This is a genomic window from Amycolatopsis pigmentata (genome assembly GCF_042684065.1).
GTDB classification, from domain to species: Bacteria; Actinomycetota; Actinomycetes; order Mycobacteriales; family Pseudonocardiaceae; genus Amycolatopsis_E; species Amycolatopsis_E pigmentata.
Window position 1 is genome coordinate 881,910 of the sequence record NZ_JBHUKR010000006.1, and the last position, 14,740, is coordinate 896,649.

The following is a 14,740-nucleotide window of genomic DNA, read 5'->3' on the forward strand; positions in this document are numbered from 1 at the left end:
CGGTGCTCGGATCGGATGCCAGCCCTTGGACGTACGCGGGCGGCATCGGGTTCGCCCAAAGGTGCGAACGGGCGATAGGCGAACCGGGTGCATGGTAGCGCTGGGCAGGCCGGGGAAGCCGCGGTGTGGTTGAACCCGCCGGGGTTTGAACACGTGGTCCAAGGGAAGCCGCAGTCATGAACGTCCGGTAAAGCCTGGGTTCGGGGGTGGTGACATGGGTGAAGGACGAGTGAACCCGATGGTCGCGCTCCGTGGCCCTGGTTCTACTGAACGTGGTATTCCCTCCGGTTCACCGGCCACCGTGACGGACCCTTGCGTTACGGATTCGTTCCTGCTTTCGGTGCGACGCGCCGATCCTGTGATGCGGATAGGCCTTTTTTTGTCGGTGATCGCCGGTACCGTGGATGAAAAGCACTCCGAGGAGGTGCCGACATGCACCACGACCTTCCCGGAGGTCGGCATGAAGAGGCCGACCCGACTGAGACGACTGGAGCTGGGACGACGCCGGACGAGCAGGCGCGGCAGTTGCGATTCCTCGAGGAGGAAGTCGCGCTGCTGCGAAGGAAGCTGACCGATTCACCCCGTCAGAACCGTGTGCTGGAGCAGCGGCTGGCCGAGGCCTCCGAGCGGGTGGCCCAGCTGACCGAGCGCAACAGCAAACTGGTGGAGACCCTGCGCGAAGCCCGTGGGCAGCTGCTCGCGCTCCGCGAGGAGGTCGACCGGCTGGCACAGCCTCCCAGCGGGTACGGCGTCTTCGTCGGTGCCTACGACGACAACACCGTCGACGTGTTCACCGCGGGACGCCGGATGCGGGTCTCCGTGTCACCCGCCGTTGAGGTCGAGTCCCTGAAGCGGGGCCAGGCCCTGCGGCTCAACGAAGCCCTGACGGTGGTCGAGGGCGGCGACTTCGAGCGCACCGGTGAGGTGTGCGCGTTGCGTGAGGTCCTCGCGCCGGACTCGGACGGCGGCTGCGCGCGGGCGCTGGTGGTCGGCCATGCCGACGAAGAGCGCGTGGTCTGGCTCTCCGACCCGCTCGCGGAGCAGCCGCTCAAGCCGGGCGACTCGCTGCTGGTCGACTCCAAGGCCGGTTACGCCTACGAGCGGGTGCCCAAGGCCGAGGTGGAGGACCTGGTCCTCGAAGAGGTGCCGGACGTCCGTTACGAGGACATCGGTGGTCTCGGCAGGCAGATCGAGCAAATCCGTGACGCCGTGGAGCTGCCGTTCCTGCACGCCGACCTCTACCGCGAGTACGAGTTGCGCCCGCCCAAGGGCGTGCTGCTCTACGGCCCGCCCGGCTGCGGGAAGACGCTCATCGCCAAGGCGGTGGCGAACTCGCTGGCGAAGAAGGTCGCCGAGGCCAGGGGAGAGAACGGGGACGACGCCGAGGCCAAGTCCTTCTTCCTCAACATCAAGGGCCCCGAGCTGCTGAACAAGTTCGTCGGGGAGACCGAGCGGCACATCCGCCTGATCTTCCAGCGGGCCAGGGAGAAGGCCTCCGACGGCACCCCGGTCATCGTGTTCTTCGACGAGATGGAGTCGATCTTCCGTACCCGTGGCAGCGGCGTGTCCTCCGATGTGGAGACCACGATCGTGCCGCAGCTGCTGTCGGAGATCGACGGTGTCGAGGGGCTGGAGAACGTCATCGTGATCGGCGCCTCCAACCGGGAGGACATGATCGACCCGGCGATCCTGCGGCCGGGCCGGCTGGACGTGAAGATCAAGATCGAGCGGCCGGACGCCGAGGGTGCGAAGGACATCTTCTCCAAGTACCTGACCTCCGGGCTCCCGATCCACGCCGACGACCTCGCCGAGTTCGGCGGAGACACCAAGGCCACGATCGACGCGATGATCCAGCACACCGTGGAACGGATGTACGAGGAGACCGACGAGAACCGCTTCCTCGAGGTCACCTACGCCAACGGCGACAAGGAGGTCCTGTACTTCCGTGACTTCAACTCCGGCGCCATGATCCAGAACATCGTGGACCGGGCGAAGAAGTCGGCCATCAAGTCCGTGCTGGAGACCAAGCAGCCCGGTCTTCGCGTGCAGCACCTGCTGGACGCGATCGTCGACGAGTTCGCCGAGAACGAGGACCTGCCCAACACCACCAACCCCGACGACTGGGCCCGGATCTCCGGGAAGAAGGGCGAGCGGATCGTCTACATCCGCACGCTGGTCACCGGGAAGAACCAGGATTCCGGCCGGGTCATCGACACGGCGACCAACACCGGCCAGTACCTGTAGAAGGCGCCGTCGGCCACGGAAACGCCCCCGCCCCGGCGGGGGCGTTTCCCGTGCCCGGACACGGGTGACGCGGACACGGCAGAGGCGCGCGGTCTTGCCCTTCCCCCTGTATAACGACCTATACTGCCGGTTGTGACTGATCCGGAATCGACCCGCCCCCGCGCTCCCATCACGGAAGCCGCGGTGCTGCAGTGGCTGGAGGAGACCGCGGAATCGGTGCGGTCCGGAGCGGTGAGTGCCGACGAGCTGATCGCGTTGCTGGGTGAACTCCGGCGCGCGTCGGCGGCCTGTGCGGACGCCTCGGACTGGGCCTTGCTCGCGGCGCGGGAGGAGGGCGCGAGCCTGCGTCAGATCGCCCCGGTGTTCGGCAAGGGCTACGTGCGGGCACCAGCCGCGCGGCTGGAGAAGCTGCACCGCCAAGCGCTCGATTCCGCCCAGTGGCTGGAAATCCTGCGTGCCCGGGCGAATGCCTGATTCGAAAGGGGAGAACCGCTGCGCATCGGAGTCGGCCTCGCCGCGCTGGGCAGGCCCGCCTATATCAATCTCGGCCGGGTCCAGGCGCTTCCCGTTAACCGCGGCGTCGCGGCGATGCGCCAAGCGACCTGCTCGGTGCTCGACGCCGCCTACCGCGCCGGTGTCCGCTGGGTCGACGTGGCCCGCTCCTATGGGCTCGCCGAGGAGTTCCTGGCCGGCTGGCTGGCCGAGCGCGGGCACACCGACGTCACGGTGTCGAGCAAGTGGGGTTACACCTATGTGGGCGGTTGGCGTCTCGACGCCACGATGCACGAGGTCAAGGAACATTCCGCGAGCGTGTTTTCCCGCCAGTGGACGGAAAGCCGGGAACTCCTCGGGTCGGCGATAAATCTTTACCAGGTGCACTCGCTCACTGTGGACAGTCCACTGTTCACCGACGAAGCGTTGCAGCGCGCGCTGGCGGCGTTGACCGATGACGGTGTCCGGGTGGGATTCTCCACTTCGGGGCCGCGGCAGGGCAGCACGATCCGCCGGGCCTTCGACCTCGAAGTGGCGGGCCGCCCCGTCTTCACGGCCGTGCAGTCGACGTGGAATCTGCTCGAACCGTCGGCGGGGAGGGCACTGGCCGAAGCGCACGCGGCCGGGAATCTGGTACTGGTGAAGGAAACCCTCGCCAACGGCCGGCTGGTGGTGCGCCCGCCGGAACTCGTCGCCCACATCGCGCACCGGCACGGCGTGGGACCCGACGCCGTCGCGGTGGCCGCCGTGCTGGCGCGGTCGTGGGCGGACGTCGTGCTGATCGGGCCTGCGGGCCCGTCGCAACTGGCGTCCAACCTGGCCGCCACGAGGCTCAGGCTTTCGGAGGCCGAGCTGCGCGCGCTGGCCAGGCTGGCCGAGCCGCCCGCCGAATACTGGGCACGGCGATCCTCGCTGCACTGGCTGTAACCGCTTGCACTAGTCTCAGCGCGCACGACGGATCGGCGGAGGGACGAGCAGGTGCGGCACGGTCGGGTGGTGTTCGTGGCCGCGGTTGTGCTGGCCGGTGTGACCGGGTGCGCGAACCGCCCCAACAACCTCGAGACCTACTACCAGAAGCCGGAGAGCTCTCCCACGGCTTCGGCGTCCGCGCCGGCGCCCGCGTCACCGCCGGCCCGGGTCCAGGCGTCCGTGCCGGCTCAGGCGGACGCCGTCGCGCAGCAGGTGACCGACGCCGTGCTGACGCAGAGCGATCTGGCGCGCGAGGGCGTACGCCCGGCGACGGACCGGGCGGCCAACGGCGCGTGTTTCAACGCCGTGCCCGCCGGAGATCCGCGTGGCGCGAGCTGGCGGTACAGCAGTGGTTCGACGTTGACCCAGCAGGTCACCGGATACCTCGACAAGCTGGCCACCGATGTGCTCGGCCAGGTGCAGTGCGAGGGGCAGAAGCTCACCCTGACGCTGCCGCAGGGGGCGACAGCCGAGCGCGGCTGGTGCCAGAACAGCACCTGCACGGTGCTGCTCGCGACCGGCCATGTGCTCTCCGGGCTCCAGGTCAACGCCACCTCGTCGTCCCGCGCCGCCGACGCGGTCAAGGCTCTCGCCCCCATCGCGGCGGGCAAGCTCCCTTCGAACTAGGCCTGATCCGGCCGGTCCACTGAGTGTCCACAGTGGACCGGGATGGTGATCACCCTGGGGCCGGACGAGAGTCCCCGGTCTCGCTCCGGCCGGGGAATCCGTAGCGGCGGAACCATTCGAGGATGCCGAGGCGCCCGTCGGGGATCAGCGGGCCTGCCTCGTCGGCAGCCCAGACCGCCAACTCCCGCAGCGGCATCCAGCCGCCCTCGACGATCTCTTCGGGCTGGTGGATGATCGGGCCGTCCCAGCGGACTTCGTAGGCGAAGTTGTGGCACCGAAGCGGTGGTTCGTGGAACACGTGGGTGAACAGGGGCTCGAGCGGCACGCCCCGGATGCCGAGTTCCTCGGCCAGTTCCCGGACCGCGCATTCGTACGGTGTTTCGCCCGCCGCGACGATGCCGCCCGCCCAGCAGTCGTAGCTGCCCGGGAAGACGTCCTTGTCCGGTGATCGCCGGTGGACGTAAGCGCTTTCCCCGTCCGGTGACCGGACCAGAACCACGCCGGCCGCGTGCCAGAGCCCCTTCGCCCGGACCTCGCCTCGCGTCGCTCGCCCCGCCACGGCCCCGCCGGCGTCGTACACGGCGACCAGTTCGTCAGCGGCCATGGCCACCACCCTAGGGGCGGGTGGGCCGCCGTGACCCGGTCGCGCGCCACATCCGGGGGTTTACCCGGTCGCAACCCGTGGCCGGATCACCGTGAGGCCCGAAGACCCGTAGGCTTGGGATATGCGGAGGATCATGGGAACCGAGGTCGAATACGGCATCGCGGTGCCGGGGGACGCGACCGCGAACCCGGTGCTCACCTCGACACAGGTGGTGCTGGCGTACGCGGCGGCCGCCGACATCCCGCGGGCGCGCCGGGCGCGCTGGGACTACGAGGTGGAGTCCCCGTTGCGCGACGCGCGCGGGTTCGACCTGGCGGGCCCCGGCGGCCCCGGGCACGATCCGGATGTCGAGGACCTCGGCGCGGCCAACGTCATCCTCACCAACGGCGCGCGGCTGTACGTCGACCACGCGCACCCGGAGTACTCGGCGCCCGAGGTGACCAACGCCCGTGACGCGGTGATCTGGGACAAGGCGGGCGAGCGCGTCATGGAGCAGGCCGCGATGAAGGCGGCCACCGTGCCCGGACAGCCACCGTTGCAGCTCTACAAGAACAACGTCGACGGCAAGGGCGCCAGCTACGGCACCCACGAGAACTACCTGATGTCCCGGTCCACGCCGTTCACCGCGGTGATCGCGGGACTGACGCCGTTCTTCGTCTCGCGGCAGGTGATGACCGGATCCGGCCGGGTGGGCATCGGCCCGCAGGGCGAGGAAGCCGGTTTCCAGCTTTCCCAGCGCTCGGACTACATCGAGGTCGAGGTCGGCCTGGAGACCACGCTCAAGCGCGGCATCATCAACACCCGGGACGAACCGCACGCGGACGCGGACAAGTACCGGCGGCTGCACGTCATCATCGGTGACGCGAACCTCGCCGAGTACTCGACCTACCTCAAGCTCGGCAGCACCGCGCTGGTGCTGGACATGATCGAGGCCGGGGAGCGGTTCGACGACCTCAAGCTCGACGAGCCGGTGCGCGCCGTGCACCAGATCAGCCACGATCCCACGTTGAAGACCAAGGTTTCGCTGTCCAACGGGCGCAAGTACACCGGCCTGGACATCCAGTTCGCCTATCACGAGATGGCGGCCGCGCACCTGGAGCGGACGGGCGGCGACGCCCAGTCGAAGGAAGTGCTCCGGGTCTGGGGCGAGATCCTGGACGCGCTGGCCCGCGACCCGGCCGAGTGCGCCGACCGGCTCGACTGGCCGGCCAAACTGCGCCTGCTCGAGGGCTACCGCGCCCGGGACAACCTCGCCTGGGCCGCGCCCCGGCTGCACCTGGTCGACCTGCAGTACTCCGACGTGCGGCTGGACAAGGGGCTCTACAACCGGCTGGTGACGCGCGGCTCGATGAAACGGCTGGTCAGCGAGGAGGAGGTGCAGGCCGCCATCACCCAGCCGCCGCTGGACACCCGCGCCTACTTCCGCGGTCGCACGCTGGAGAAGTACGCCACCTCGATCGCGGCGGCCTCGTGGGATTCGGTGATCTTCGACGTGGGTAAGGAGTCACTGGTGCGGATTCCGACGCTGGAACCGCTGCGGGGCACCAAGGCACACGTCGGTGTGCTGCTCGACGAGGCCGCGACGGCCGAGGAGCTCGTGGAGGCCTTGACCGGTTCAGAATGAACGAGAACGAGCGCTCCGGGCACGAACAGCGTAGCGCCGAATGTCGTATCTACTGGGTAGGCTAGGAGCAACGGCTCACCGGGAGGCGAGATGGCTCAGGAAAAGATCGAGAAGCACGGTGGCGGTGACTCCGACGAAGAACTGGAAGGCGCCGCGCCGGCCGGGCAGGAACGCCGGGAGAAGCTCGGCGAGGACGTCGACACCATCCTGGACGAAATCGACGACGTACTGGAAGAAAACGCCGAGGACTTCGTGCGCGCGTACGTGCAAAAGGGCGGCCAGTAGTGGTCGTGACGAAGTGGTGTGACGGTCCCTGAGCCGCCCCGTGCCCTTCTCCGCGGATGAGACGATCATGGGTGGCGGGGGCGCCGACGGGGGGCACGAGCAGACGTTAACCTAGGGCACGCCCGGGCGACCCGGCCGCAAGCGCGCCGGGTCGCCCGGACAAGCCAGCCTTCGTTGATGGGAACTACGAGCACGTATGGAAAACACGCCGGGCTCTTCGGGTTCTTCTCTGCCCGCAGCCTATTTCTCGTCCACGACCTCGTCCTTCGCCGAGTTCCTCCGGGTTCAGGCGCCGGATCTGCTTCCCGGCCGCCGGACCGCGCCAGGAGCGTCCCCGAGGGAGCTCGACGCGCCGCACGGCACGACCATCGTCGCGGTCGACTTCGCCGGCGGGGTGCTGATCGCCGGTGACCGCCGGGCGACATCGGGCAACCTGATCGCCACGCGGGACATGGACAAGGTCTACGTCACCGACGAGTATTCGGCGGTCGGTGTCGCCGGCACCGCGGGCATCGCGCTGGAGCTGGTGCGGCTCTACGGCGTCGAGCTCGCGCACTACGAAAAGATCGAGCACGTCTCGCTGTCGCTGGACGGCAAGACGAACAAGCTCGCCGCCATGGTCAAGGGCAACCTGGAGATGGCGATGGCCGGGCTGGCGGTGCTGCCCCTGTTCGTCGGGTACGACATCGAAGCCGACGACCCGAAACGGGCCGGGCGCATCGTCTCCTTCGACGTCGCGGGCGGCCGCTACGAGGAGCGGGCCGGATACCACGCGATCGGATCGGGTTCGCTGTTCGCGAAGTCCTCGTTGAAGAAGCTCTACGACCCCGACGCCGACGAAGAGGCCGCCGTCCGGACCGCCGTCGAGGCGCTCTACGACGCCGCGGACGACGACACCGCCACCGGCGGTCCAGACGTGGTCCGGCGGATCTTCCCCACCGTGGTGACGATCACCGCCGAGCGGGGTGCCGAACCGCTGCCTTCCGATCAGGCCGCGGCCGTGGCCGAGGCGGTCGTCGCCGGTCGCGCCGAGCGGGTCGCGCAGGGCCGGAGCTGATCAGTCCCTTGTCCCACCGAGCATTTTTGGAGCACACCACCGTGACACCCCCTGTGGCAACGCGCGGCTGCCAAGGTGACCGCAGCGCGCGCCCTTTTTTCCCGCTAGCGGGGCGGCAGGGCGCCCAATCGCTTGAAGTGGCGTGTGCTGGGAAGGAGCGCCCTGTCGACACGATCGCGGTGGCGCGCGAGCTTGCGGAGGAAACCGTGACACCCCCTGTGGCGCGCAAACTTGCGGAGGTAATGCCGTGACCATGCCGCTGTACGCCTCTCCCGAGCAGTTGATGCGTGAGCGCTCCGAGCTCGCCCGGAAGGGCATCGCGCGCGGACGCAGTGTGGTGGGGTTGAAGTACCGCAACGGTGTGCTGTTCGTGGCCGAGAACCCGTCCACCACGCTGCGCAAGTTCTCCGAGATCTACGACAGGATCGCCTTCGCCGGCGTCGGCCGCTACAGCGAGTACGAGAACCTGCGGGTGGCCGGTATCCGCCACGCGGATCTCAAGGGCTACCAGTACGACCGGCGCGATGTCAGCGCGAGGGCGCTGGCCAACGCCTACGCCGCCACGCTGGGCAGCATCTTCACCGAGCAGCTCAAGCCCTACGAGGTGGAGATCTGCGTGGCCGAGGTCGGCTCCGGCCCGGCCGAGGACCAGCTCTTCCGCCTCACCTACGACGGGTCGATCTTCGACGAGCCGCAGTTCGTGGTGATGGGCGGGCAGACCGAGCCGGTGGTCAACAAGCTCAAGGAGAGCTTCGAAGAGGGCTTCGAGCTCCAGCGGGCACTGACGGTGGCCGTCGAGGCGTTGCGCGCGACATCGTCGGGCAACAACGGGGAGACCGAGCCGGTCAAGCTCGAGGTCGCGGTGCTGGACCGGGAGCGTCCGCGCCGGGCCTTCCGCCGGATCACCGGCGCGGCGCTCGATGCGCTCCTGCCGTCGCCGGACAAGTCCGAGGGCGACGGCGACAAGCCCGCCGAGGACGAGAGCAAGCCTGCCGAAGGCGACAGCTGAGGCGCCACATCGCGACACCGGGAACCGCTCGTCCGTGCTGACGCGGGCGAGCGGTTCCCATTGACCGGCGAGCCGGTCAATGGGTCGCGGCGGTCAGCCGTGACCGCATGTGGAAATGCTGGTCGGCGAAGACCAGCAGGTAGGGCAGCGTCGCGCGCGCGGTGTGCCAGGTGTGGTTGAAGCCGTGTTCGATGTGCACCACGGCCTCCTGGCCGCGCGCGGTGAACGCGGCCGCGATGCGCTTGGCGGTGGCCACGTCGGTGGTGGCGCCGCTGCCGACGGCGAGCATGATCGAGACCGGCGCGCCGAACTTCATGGTGGGCAGGTAGTCGCGGGGCGTGTTCGCCTCGACGAGGTTCCTGTCGCCGTGGAACAGGCGCGCGTCGTCGCCGAGCGTGTCGTAGGGCAGGGCGACGAGCAGGCTGCCGAACTCGTCGACGTGATGCAGGCCGATGTTGAGCGCGCCGTAACCGCCGCCCGACATCCCGCCGAGCGCGCGGCCGCTCCGGTCGGCCACCGTGCGGTAGCGCTGGTCGACCCGCGGCACCACGGTCCTGGTGAGAAACGTCTCCAGCTGGGGCCCGCCGGGCACGTTGACCGCCTCCCAGTCACGGCTCGGTTCGCCCGCGGTCATGTCCACGCTGACCACGATCGCCGGGGAAATCGCCTTGGCGTCGAACATCAGCTGCAGCGTGTGCTGGGCGTCACCGGAGGTGAGCCAGTCCTCGGCGCCGCCGTAGGGATACCCGTGGATCAGGTACACGACGGGGTAACGTTCGGCGGCGTTGCCGGGATCCGAGTAGCCGGGCGGCAGGATCACATAGCTCTTGCTGGCGGGCACACCGTTGGCCGGATCGGCGATGTCGATCTGCTCGACGTGCGTGCCGGGGTCGCCGATCTTGGGCGCGGGGCCGGCGGCCAGTGACGGTTCGCCGGACGACCTCGACCGGCCCGTGCCGCTCCGGCCGTCGTCGAGGACCGTGCCCACGGCGCTCAGCGGACTGCTGCTGCGTTCGAGCATCCGGCCGAGATCGTGGAAGGTCCTGACGTAGCCCACATAGGTGTTCACGGCGGTGACCGCGGCGAGCAGGAAACAGCACAAAGCGGCGATCGAGGCCCGTCGCCGGACCGTCCTGCGCCGCCAGAAACACACCACGACCGTCACCAGGACGACCGTCCACGCGGCGAAGGTCCACCAGATCAGGGGAGACTCCAACGGACCGAGGTCACGTGCCTGCCGGGCCACCTCGTCCGGAATCACCGGGTCGGTCCTGAGATTGAGATTCACCGGCGTCCCGTTCTTCGGTCCGGCCGGTGCGTGGCGGTGGGAAGTCCCGTCATCGGATCGATCACAGTGGAGGAGACGCCGCCGCGCACCGCCGGTTGCGCGGGGACGCGCGGAGTGCACGTGGGGGCCACGACCTGTGCCGATCGGGGCATCGTCCGGGTTCGCATCACACCTCCTGGCACGCCATCAAACACGACCAAGACATGGTCATGACAGTCCCAAGGACCCTTGACGTGCGAACCGCCTTCACCCGCCGCCCGATCGGCCCACCTCATCCGGGCCGGAAGCGCCTAGCATTGAGTAATGCAGCGGCGGATTTTTGGCATCGAGACCGAGTTCGGCGTCACGTGCACCTTTCACGGGCAGCGGCGGCTCTCGCCGGACGAGGTGGCGAGGTACCTGTTCCGGCGGGTGGTGTCGTGGGGACGGTCGTCGAACGTGTTCCTGTCCAACGGCTCCAGGCTTTACCTGGACGTCGGGTCCCATCCCGAATACGCGACCGCGGAGTGTGACGACCTGATCCAGCTCGTCACGCACGACAAGGCGGGCGAGCGGATCCTGGAAGACCTGCTCGTCGACGCCGAGCGCAGGCTTGCCGACGAGGGCATCGGCGGGGACATCTTCCTGTTCAAGAACAACACCGACTCGGCGGGCAACTCCTACGGCTGTCACGAGAACTATCTCGTCACCAGGGCGGGCGAGTTCTCCCGGATCGCCGACGTGCTGCTGCCGTTCCTGGTCACCCGCCAGCTGATCTGCGGTGCCGGCAAGGTGCTCCAGACGCCGCGTGGTGCGGTGTACTGCCTGTCCCAGCGCGCCGAGCACATCTGGGAGGGCGTCTCGAGCGCGACGACGCGGTCCCGGCCGATCATCAACACCCGTGACGAACCGCACGCCGACGCCGAACGGTACCGGCGCCTGCACGTCATCGTGGGCGACTCGAACATGGCCGAGCCGACCACGTTGCTCAAGATCGGCACCGCGAACCTGGTGCTGGAGATGATCGAACAGGGCGTGCAGTTCCGGGACTTCACGCTGGACAACCCGATCCGGGCGATCCGCGAGATCAGCCACGACCTGAGCGGACGCCGGCCGGTGCGGCTGGCGGGCGGCCGTGAAGCGTCGGCACTGGACATCCAGCGCGAGTACTACGGGCGGGCGGTGCAGCACGTGCGGGCGAACGACTCCGGCCCGACCGCGCAGCGTGTGATCGAACTGTGGGGCCGCGCGCTGGACGCGGTGGAGCAGCAGGACTTCGGCAAGATCGACACCGAGATCGACTGGGCGATCAAGCACCGGCTGGTCGAGCGGTACCGCGCCAAACACAACCTGGACCTGTCCAGCCCGCGGGTGGCCCAGCTCGACCTCGCCTACCACGACATCCGGCGGGGCCGCGGCATCTTCGACCTCCTCCAGCGCAAGGGGCTGGTGCGGCGGATCACCGACGACGGTGAGATCGAGCTGGCCAAGGACACGCCACCGCAGACCACCCGGGCCAAGCTGCGCGGTGACTTCATCGCCGCGGCCCAGGCCGCGGGGCGTGACTTCACCGTGGACTGGGTGCATCTCAAGCTCAACGACCAGGCCCAGCGGACCGTGCTGTGCAAGGACCCGTTCCGGGCGGTCGACGAGCGGGTCGACCGCCTGATCAGTTCCCTCTGACGACCACTGGTGTCGCGAGGCTTCCCGCAATCCGTCCGGGTGGGCCGCGCCTCCGCGTGACGAGGAGGCGCGAACCCCGGGCAGGGGGTCCGGAAGGCGCCACCTGAGTGGCTCATGGGGACCCAACCGTGCGCGGTGAGTGACCGGAGGGCGACGGAATGCGGGCGTGTCGCCGTTATCGGCAACACGATCGGTCAAGGGTTCGAATGTGCCGCGTGTTCCTCGGTGGTCTTACCCACCCGGGACGGCCGGGGGAGCTAGGGTTGTCGCGTGTCCACCGCGCGTGCCGAGCGCCTGGTCAATCTGGTGCTCGCTCTGCTGTCCACCCGGCAGTACCTTACCGCTGACCGGATTCGCGGAATCGTGCCCGGATACGCCGAGGCCAGCGGTGACGAGGCCTTCTCGCGCATGTTCGAACGCGACAAGACCGAGCTGAGGGAGCTGGGGATTCCGCTGGAAATCGGGCGGAATTCCGCGTTCGACGTGGCCGACGGCTACCGGATCGCCCGCCGGGACTACGAGCTGGGTGACATCGAGCTCGCGCCCGACGAGGCGGCCGCGGTCGGCCTGGCGGTCCGGCTCTGGGACTCCCCGGAGCTCACCGGCCAGGCGCAGGGCGCACTGGTGAAGCTGCGCGCGGCCGGCGTCGAGGTCGACCACACCGCGCCCGGCGTGGTCGAGTCCCGGGTGCGGACCGAGTCCGCGTTCTCGCCGTTGCTGGCGGCGGTGCAGAACCGACAGGCGGTGCGCTTCGGCTACCGGCGGTCCGGTTCCGCCGAGCGAATGACCCGCACGCTGGAGCCGTGGGGCGTGGTGTCGTGGCGTGCCCGCTGGTACGTCGTCGGGCACGATCGCGACCGCGGGGCGCCTCGCTGTTTCCGCCTTTCCCGCATCCTCGGCGAGGTCTCCACAGCAGGCCCACCGGGCGAGGTGCGGCGGCCGGAGAACGTCAACCTGCTGGAGTTCGTCGCGGGAAGCGACCGCCCCGAGCCCGCTCCGGTGGCCACCGCCCGGCTCTGGATCGCCGAGCATCGCGCGGCCCGGATCCGCAGGCACGCCAAGCTCGTCGGGAGGCTGACCGTGGACGGGGTCGAGGGCGATCTGGCCGAGGTCGAGCTCTACCACCCGGAGAGCGCGGCGAACTGGATCGCCGGGCACGGGCCCGACGTGCTGGTCCTGGAGCCGGACGTGCTCGCGAAGGCGGTGCGTGAGCGGCTCCACGGGCTCGCCCGTGGCGTTGCCGGCGCGTCCCGGGAGGCCGGGCGGTGAGCGCCTCCACCGCGGGCCGCATGCCACGCCTGCTCGCCCTGGTGCCCTACCTGCTGGCCCGGCCCGGCATCGCCATCGACGAGGCGGCACGGGACTTCGACGTGACCCCCCGGCAACTACGGCGGGATCTCGAACTGCTGTGGATGTGCGGTCTGCCCGGCTACGGTCCCGGCGACCTGATCGACCTCTCTTTCGAGGGCGACACCGTGACCGTCACCTTCGACGCCGGCATGAACCGGCCGCTGAGGCTCACCGGCGCCGAGGCGACCGCGCTCCTGGTGGCCCTGCGCGCGCTCGCCGAAACCCCGGGCGTGGCGGACACCGACGCGGTGCTGCGGGCCATCGCCAAGATCGAGGCCGCCGCGGGGCAGGCCCAGCCCTCCGGCGTGGTGGTCGGTCTCGCCGTGCGGGAGGGCGAACGGACCGCGCGCACGCGGGCGGCGGTGCAGCAGGCGCTGCACGAGCGGAAGGCGCTGCGCATCCGTTACTACACCGCCTCGCGGGACGAGATCACCGAGCGGACGGTCGACCCGATGCGGCTGCTGATCGTGCAGGCCGTGGGCTACCTGGAGGCCTGGTGCCGCCGGGCGGAAGGGGTACGTCTGTTCCGGCTCGACCGGATCGACGCCGTGGTGATGCTCGACGAGGCCGCGGTACCGCCCCCGGAAGCCCGGCCCACCGAGATCTCCGGCGGTGTCTTCCAGGCCCGGCCGGAGCAGCCGGAGGCCGAGCTGGTCCTGGAGCCGGACGCCCGCTGGGTGGCCGAGTACTACCCGTGCGAGGAGCTGGCCGAACTCGACGGGGGCAGGCTCCGGGTGCGGATGCGTTACGGCGACGAGTCGTGGATGGTCCGCCTGGTGCTCGGCCTCGGCGGCGACGCGTGGGTCGAGCGGCCCGCCTCGCTCGCCGACGCCGTCCGGCAACGGGCCTCCGACGCGCTGGCACGGGCGGCACACCTGGCTTCCACACTGGATCGCCTAGGGTGATCACGTGCCGTACCTGCCGTCGATCGTGCTCGCCGTTGCCGGGCTGCTGCTCCTGGGTTTCCTGGTGACGCGGACCTTCCGGGCCCTCCGCCGCTTCTCCGCCGTCAGGAACGCGGCGGTGACGAGCACCGGTGACCGCGCCGGACTGGTCAGGGCGCGGGCCGCCGGGGTACGGGTCGCGCTCAGGCAGAGGCGACGCGGGCAGGCGAACCAGTAGCATTAGGCTGTGTCTCGAAAGGCGGCCCCAGCGCGCCTCGCGTGGCACCACGGATTTTGAGGCGCGGAGTAGGCGTGGACAAGATGGGAGCCCCCTCATGCTGAACGGACTGCAGCCGTATCACCTGATCATCATTCTGCTGCTCGTGGTGCTGTTGTTCGGCGCCAAGCGTCTTCCGGACGCGGCCCGCTCGATCGGCAAGTCCATGAAGATCTTCAAGGCCGAGACCAAGTCCATGGACGACTCCGCCGACGGCGCGACCGAGCCGGAGACCAAGCAGATTTCCTCGTCGACCGTGCAGCCGATGGGCACCGAGTCGCAGGTCGCCGACCTGCAGCGGCAGCTGGACGAGCTGAAGAAGCAGCAGGCCACGGGAGACCATCCGCAGAAGCACGTGAGCTGATCCG

At 69.3% G+C, this 14,740-nt stretch carries 15 protein-coding genes; 13 read left to right on the forward strand and 2 right to left on the reverse strand.

Annotated elements, in window-relative coordinates; translation table 11 throughout:
• Positions 1–432: 432 nt before the first annotated feature.
• The 4 genes from arc to ACFSXZ_RS11985 all read left to right on the forward strand — a co-directional run bounded on the left by arc (position 433) and on the right by ACFSXZ_RS11985 (position 4,332).
• The gene (gene arc / locus ACFSXZ_RS11970) at positions 433–2,244 is read left to right on the forward strand and encodes a proteasome ATPase (protein WP_378264375.1); all 1,812 of its coding nucleotides are present in this window, start codon (positions 433–435) and stop codon (positions 2,242–2,244) included.
• 132 nt (positions 2,245–2,376) lie between these two features.
• Positions 2,377–2,718, forward strand: a complete 342-nt coding sequence (locus tag ACFSXZ_RS11975) for a hypothetical protein (protein ID WP_378264377.1) — start codon at positions 2,377–2,379, stop codon at positions 2,716–2,718.
• A 114-nt stretch (positions 2,719–2,832) separates the two neighbouring features.
• Positions 2,833–3,663 (forward strand): aldo/keto reductase, encoded by an 831-nt coding sequence (locus tag ACFSXZ_RS11980; RefSeq protein WP_378264379.1) that lies wholly within the window; start codon positions 2,833–2,835, stop codon positions 3,661–3,663.
• Between the two features lie 51 nt (positions 3,664–3,714).
• Positions 3,715–4,332 (forward strand): hypothetical protein, encoded by a 618-nt coding sequence (locus ACFSXZ_RS11985; protein ID WP_378264381.1) that lies wholly within the window; start codon positions 3,715–3,717, stop codon positions 4,330–4,332.
• 49 nt (positions 4,333–4,381) lie between these two features.
• Here ACFSXZ_RS11985 and ACFSXZ_RS11990 read toward each other — a convergent pair whose 3' ends face one another.
• Positions 4,382–4,936: an NUDIX hydrolase gene (locus tag ACFSXZ_RS11990; protein WP_378264383.1), complete on the reverse strand. Its 555-nt coding sequence runs from the start codon at positions 4,934–4,936 to the stop codon at positions 4,382–4,384.
• Between the two features lie 121 nt (positions 4,937–5,057).
• On the opposite strand from ACFSXZ_RS11990, the gene dop reads away from it, so the two are divergent.
• From dop to prcA, 4 genes are all read left to right on the forward strand, one after another.
• The gene (gene dop / locus ACFSXZ_RS11995) at positions 5,058–6,560 is read left to right on the forward strand and encodes a depupylase/deamidase Dop (protein WP_378264385.1); all 1,503 of its coding nucleotides are present in this window, start codon (positions 5,058–5,060) and stop codon (positions 6,558–6,560) included.
• A 90-nt stretch (positions 6,561–6,650) separates the two neighbouring features.
• On the forward strand, positions 6,651–6,845 hold the full coding sequence (locus tag ACFSXZ_RS12000; RefSeq protein WP_378264387.1) for a ubiquitin-like protein Pup: 195 nt from the start codon (positions 6,651–6,653) through the stop codon (positions 6,843–6,845).
• Between the two features lie 196 nt (positions 6,846–7,041).
• Positions 7,042–7,902 carry a proteasome subunit beta gene (gene prcB / locus ACFSXZ_RS12005; protein WP_378264389.1) on the forward strand — a complete coding sequence of 287 codons (861 nt, stop codon included), beginning with the start codon at positions 7,042–7,044 and terminating at the stop codon, positions 7,900–7,902.
• Positions 7,903–8,149: 247 nt separating this feature from the next.
• Positions 8,150–8,911, forward strand: coding sequence for a proteasome subunit alpha (gene prcA / locus ACFSXZ_RS12010; protein ID WP_378264391.1), 762 nt, complete (start codon positions 8,150–8,152; stop codon positions 8,909–8,911).
• A gap of 76 nt (positions 8,912–8,987) precedes the next feature.
• Here prcA and ACFSXZ_RS12015 read toward each other — a convergent pair whose 3' ends face one another.
• Positions 8,988–10,199, reverse strand: coding sequence for an alpha/beta hydrolase (locus ACFSXZ_RS12015; protein WP_378264393.1), 1,212 nt, complete (start codon positions 10,197–10,199; stop codon positions 8,988–8,990).
• A 303-nt stretch (positions 10,200–10,502) separates the two neighbouring features.
• Here ACFSXZ_RS12015 and pafA point away from each other — a divergent pair, with 303 nt between their 5' ends.
• From pafA to tatA, 5 genes are all read left to right on the forward strand, one after another.
• The gene (pafA, locus tag ACFSXZ_RS12020) at positions 10,503–11,861 is read left to right on the forward strand and encodes a Pup--protein ligase (RefSeq protein ID WP_378264395.1); all 1,359 of its coding nucleotides are present in this window, start codon (positions 10,503–10,505) and stop codon (positions 11,859–11,861) included.
• A gap of 270 nt (positions 11,862–12,131) precedes the next feature.
• Positions 12,132–13,130, forward strand: a complete 999-nt coding sequence (locus ACFSXZ_RS12025; protein ID WP_378264397.1) for a helix-turn-helix transcriptional regulator — start codon at positions 12,132–12,134, stop codon at positions 13,128–13,130.
• 20 nt (positions 13,131–13,150) lie between these two features.
• Positions 13,151–14,116, forward strand: coding sequence for a helix-turn-helix transcriptional regulator (locus ACFSXZ_RS12030; protein WP_378264792.1), 966 nt, complete (start codon positions 13,151–13,153; stop codon positions 14,114–14,116).
• Between the two features lie 4 nt (positions 14,117–14,120).
• Positions 14,121–14,333, forward strand: a complete 213-nt coding sequence (locus tag ACFSXZ_RS12035; protein ID WP_378264399.1) for a bacteriophage holin — start codon at positions 14,121–14,123, stop codon at positions 14,331–14,333.
• Positions 14,334–14,430: 97 nt separating this feature from the next.
• Positions 14,431–14,736, forward strand: a complete 306-nt coding sequence (tatA, locus tag ACFSXZ_RS12040) for a Sec-independent protein translocase subunit TatA (RefSeq protein WP_378264401.1) — start codon at positions 14,431–14,433, stop codon at positions 14,734–14,736.
• Positions 14,737–14,740: the final 4 nt, after the last annotated feature.

Coding starts and splice junctions, on each gene's coding strand:
- arc (WP_378264375.1), top strand. CDS start 433: ATGCACCACGACCTTCCCGGAGGTCGGCATGAAGAGGCCGACCCGACT.
- tatA (WP_378264401.1), top strand. CDS start 14,431: ATGCTGAACGGACTGCAGCCGTATCACCTGATCATCATTCTGCTGCTC.
- ACFSXZ_RS11990 (WP_378264383.1), bottom strand. CDS start 4,936: ATGGCCGCTGACGAACTGGTCGCCGTGTACGACGCCGGCGGGGCCGTG.
- dop (WP_378264385.1), top strand. CDS start 5,058: ATGCGGAGGATCATGGGAACCGAGGTCGAATACGGCATCGCGGTGCCG.
- ACFSXZ_RS11980 (WP_378264379.1), top strand. CDS start 2,833: ATGCGCCAAGCGACCTGCTCGGTGCTCGACGCCGCCTACCGCGCCGGT.
- ACFSXZ_RS12000 (WP_378264387.1), top strand. CDS start 6,651: ATGGCTCAGGAAAAGATCGAGAAGCACGGTGGCGGTGACTCCGACGAA.
- pafA (WP_378264395.1), top strand. CDS start 10,503: ATGCAGCGGCGGATTTTTGGCATCGAGACCGAGTTCGGCGTCACGTGC.
- prcB (WP_378264389.1), top strand. CDS start 7,042: ATGGAAAACACGCCGGGCTCTTCGGGTTCTTCTCTGCCCGCAGCCTAT.
- ACFSXZ_RS12030 (WP_378264792.1), top strand. CDS start 13,151: ATGCCACGCCTGCTCGCCCTGGTGCCCTACCTGCTGGCCCGGCCCGGC.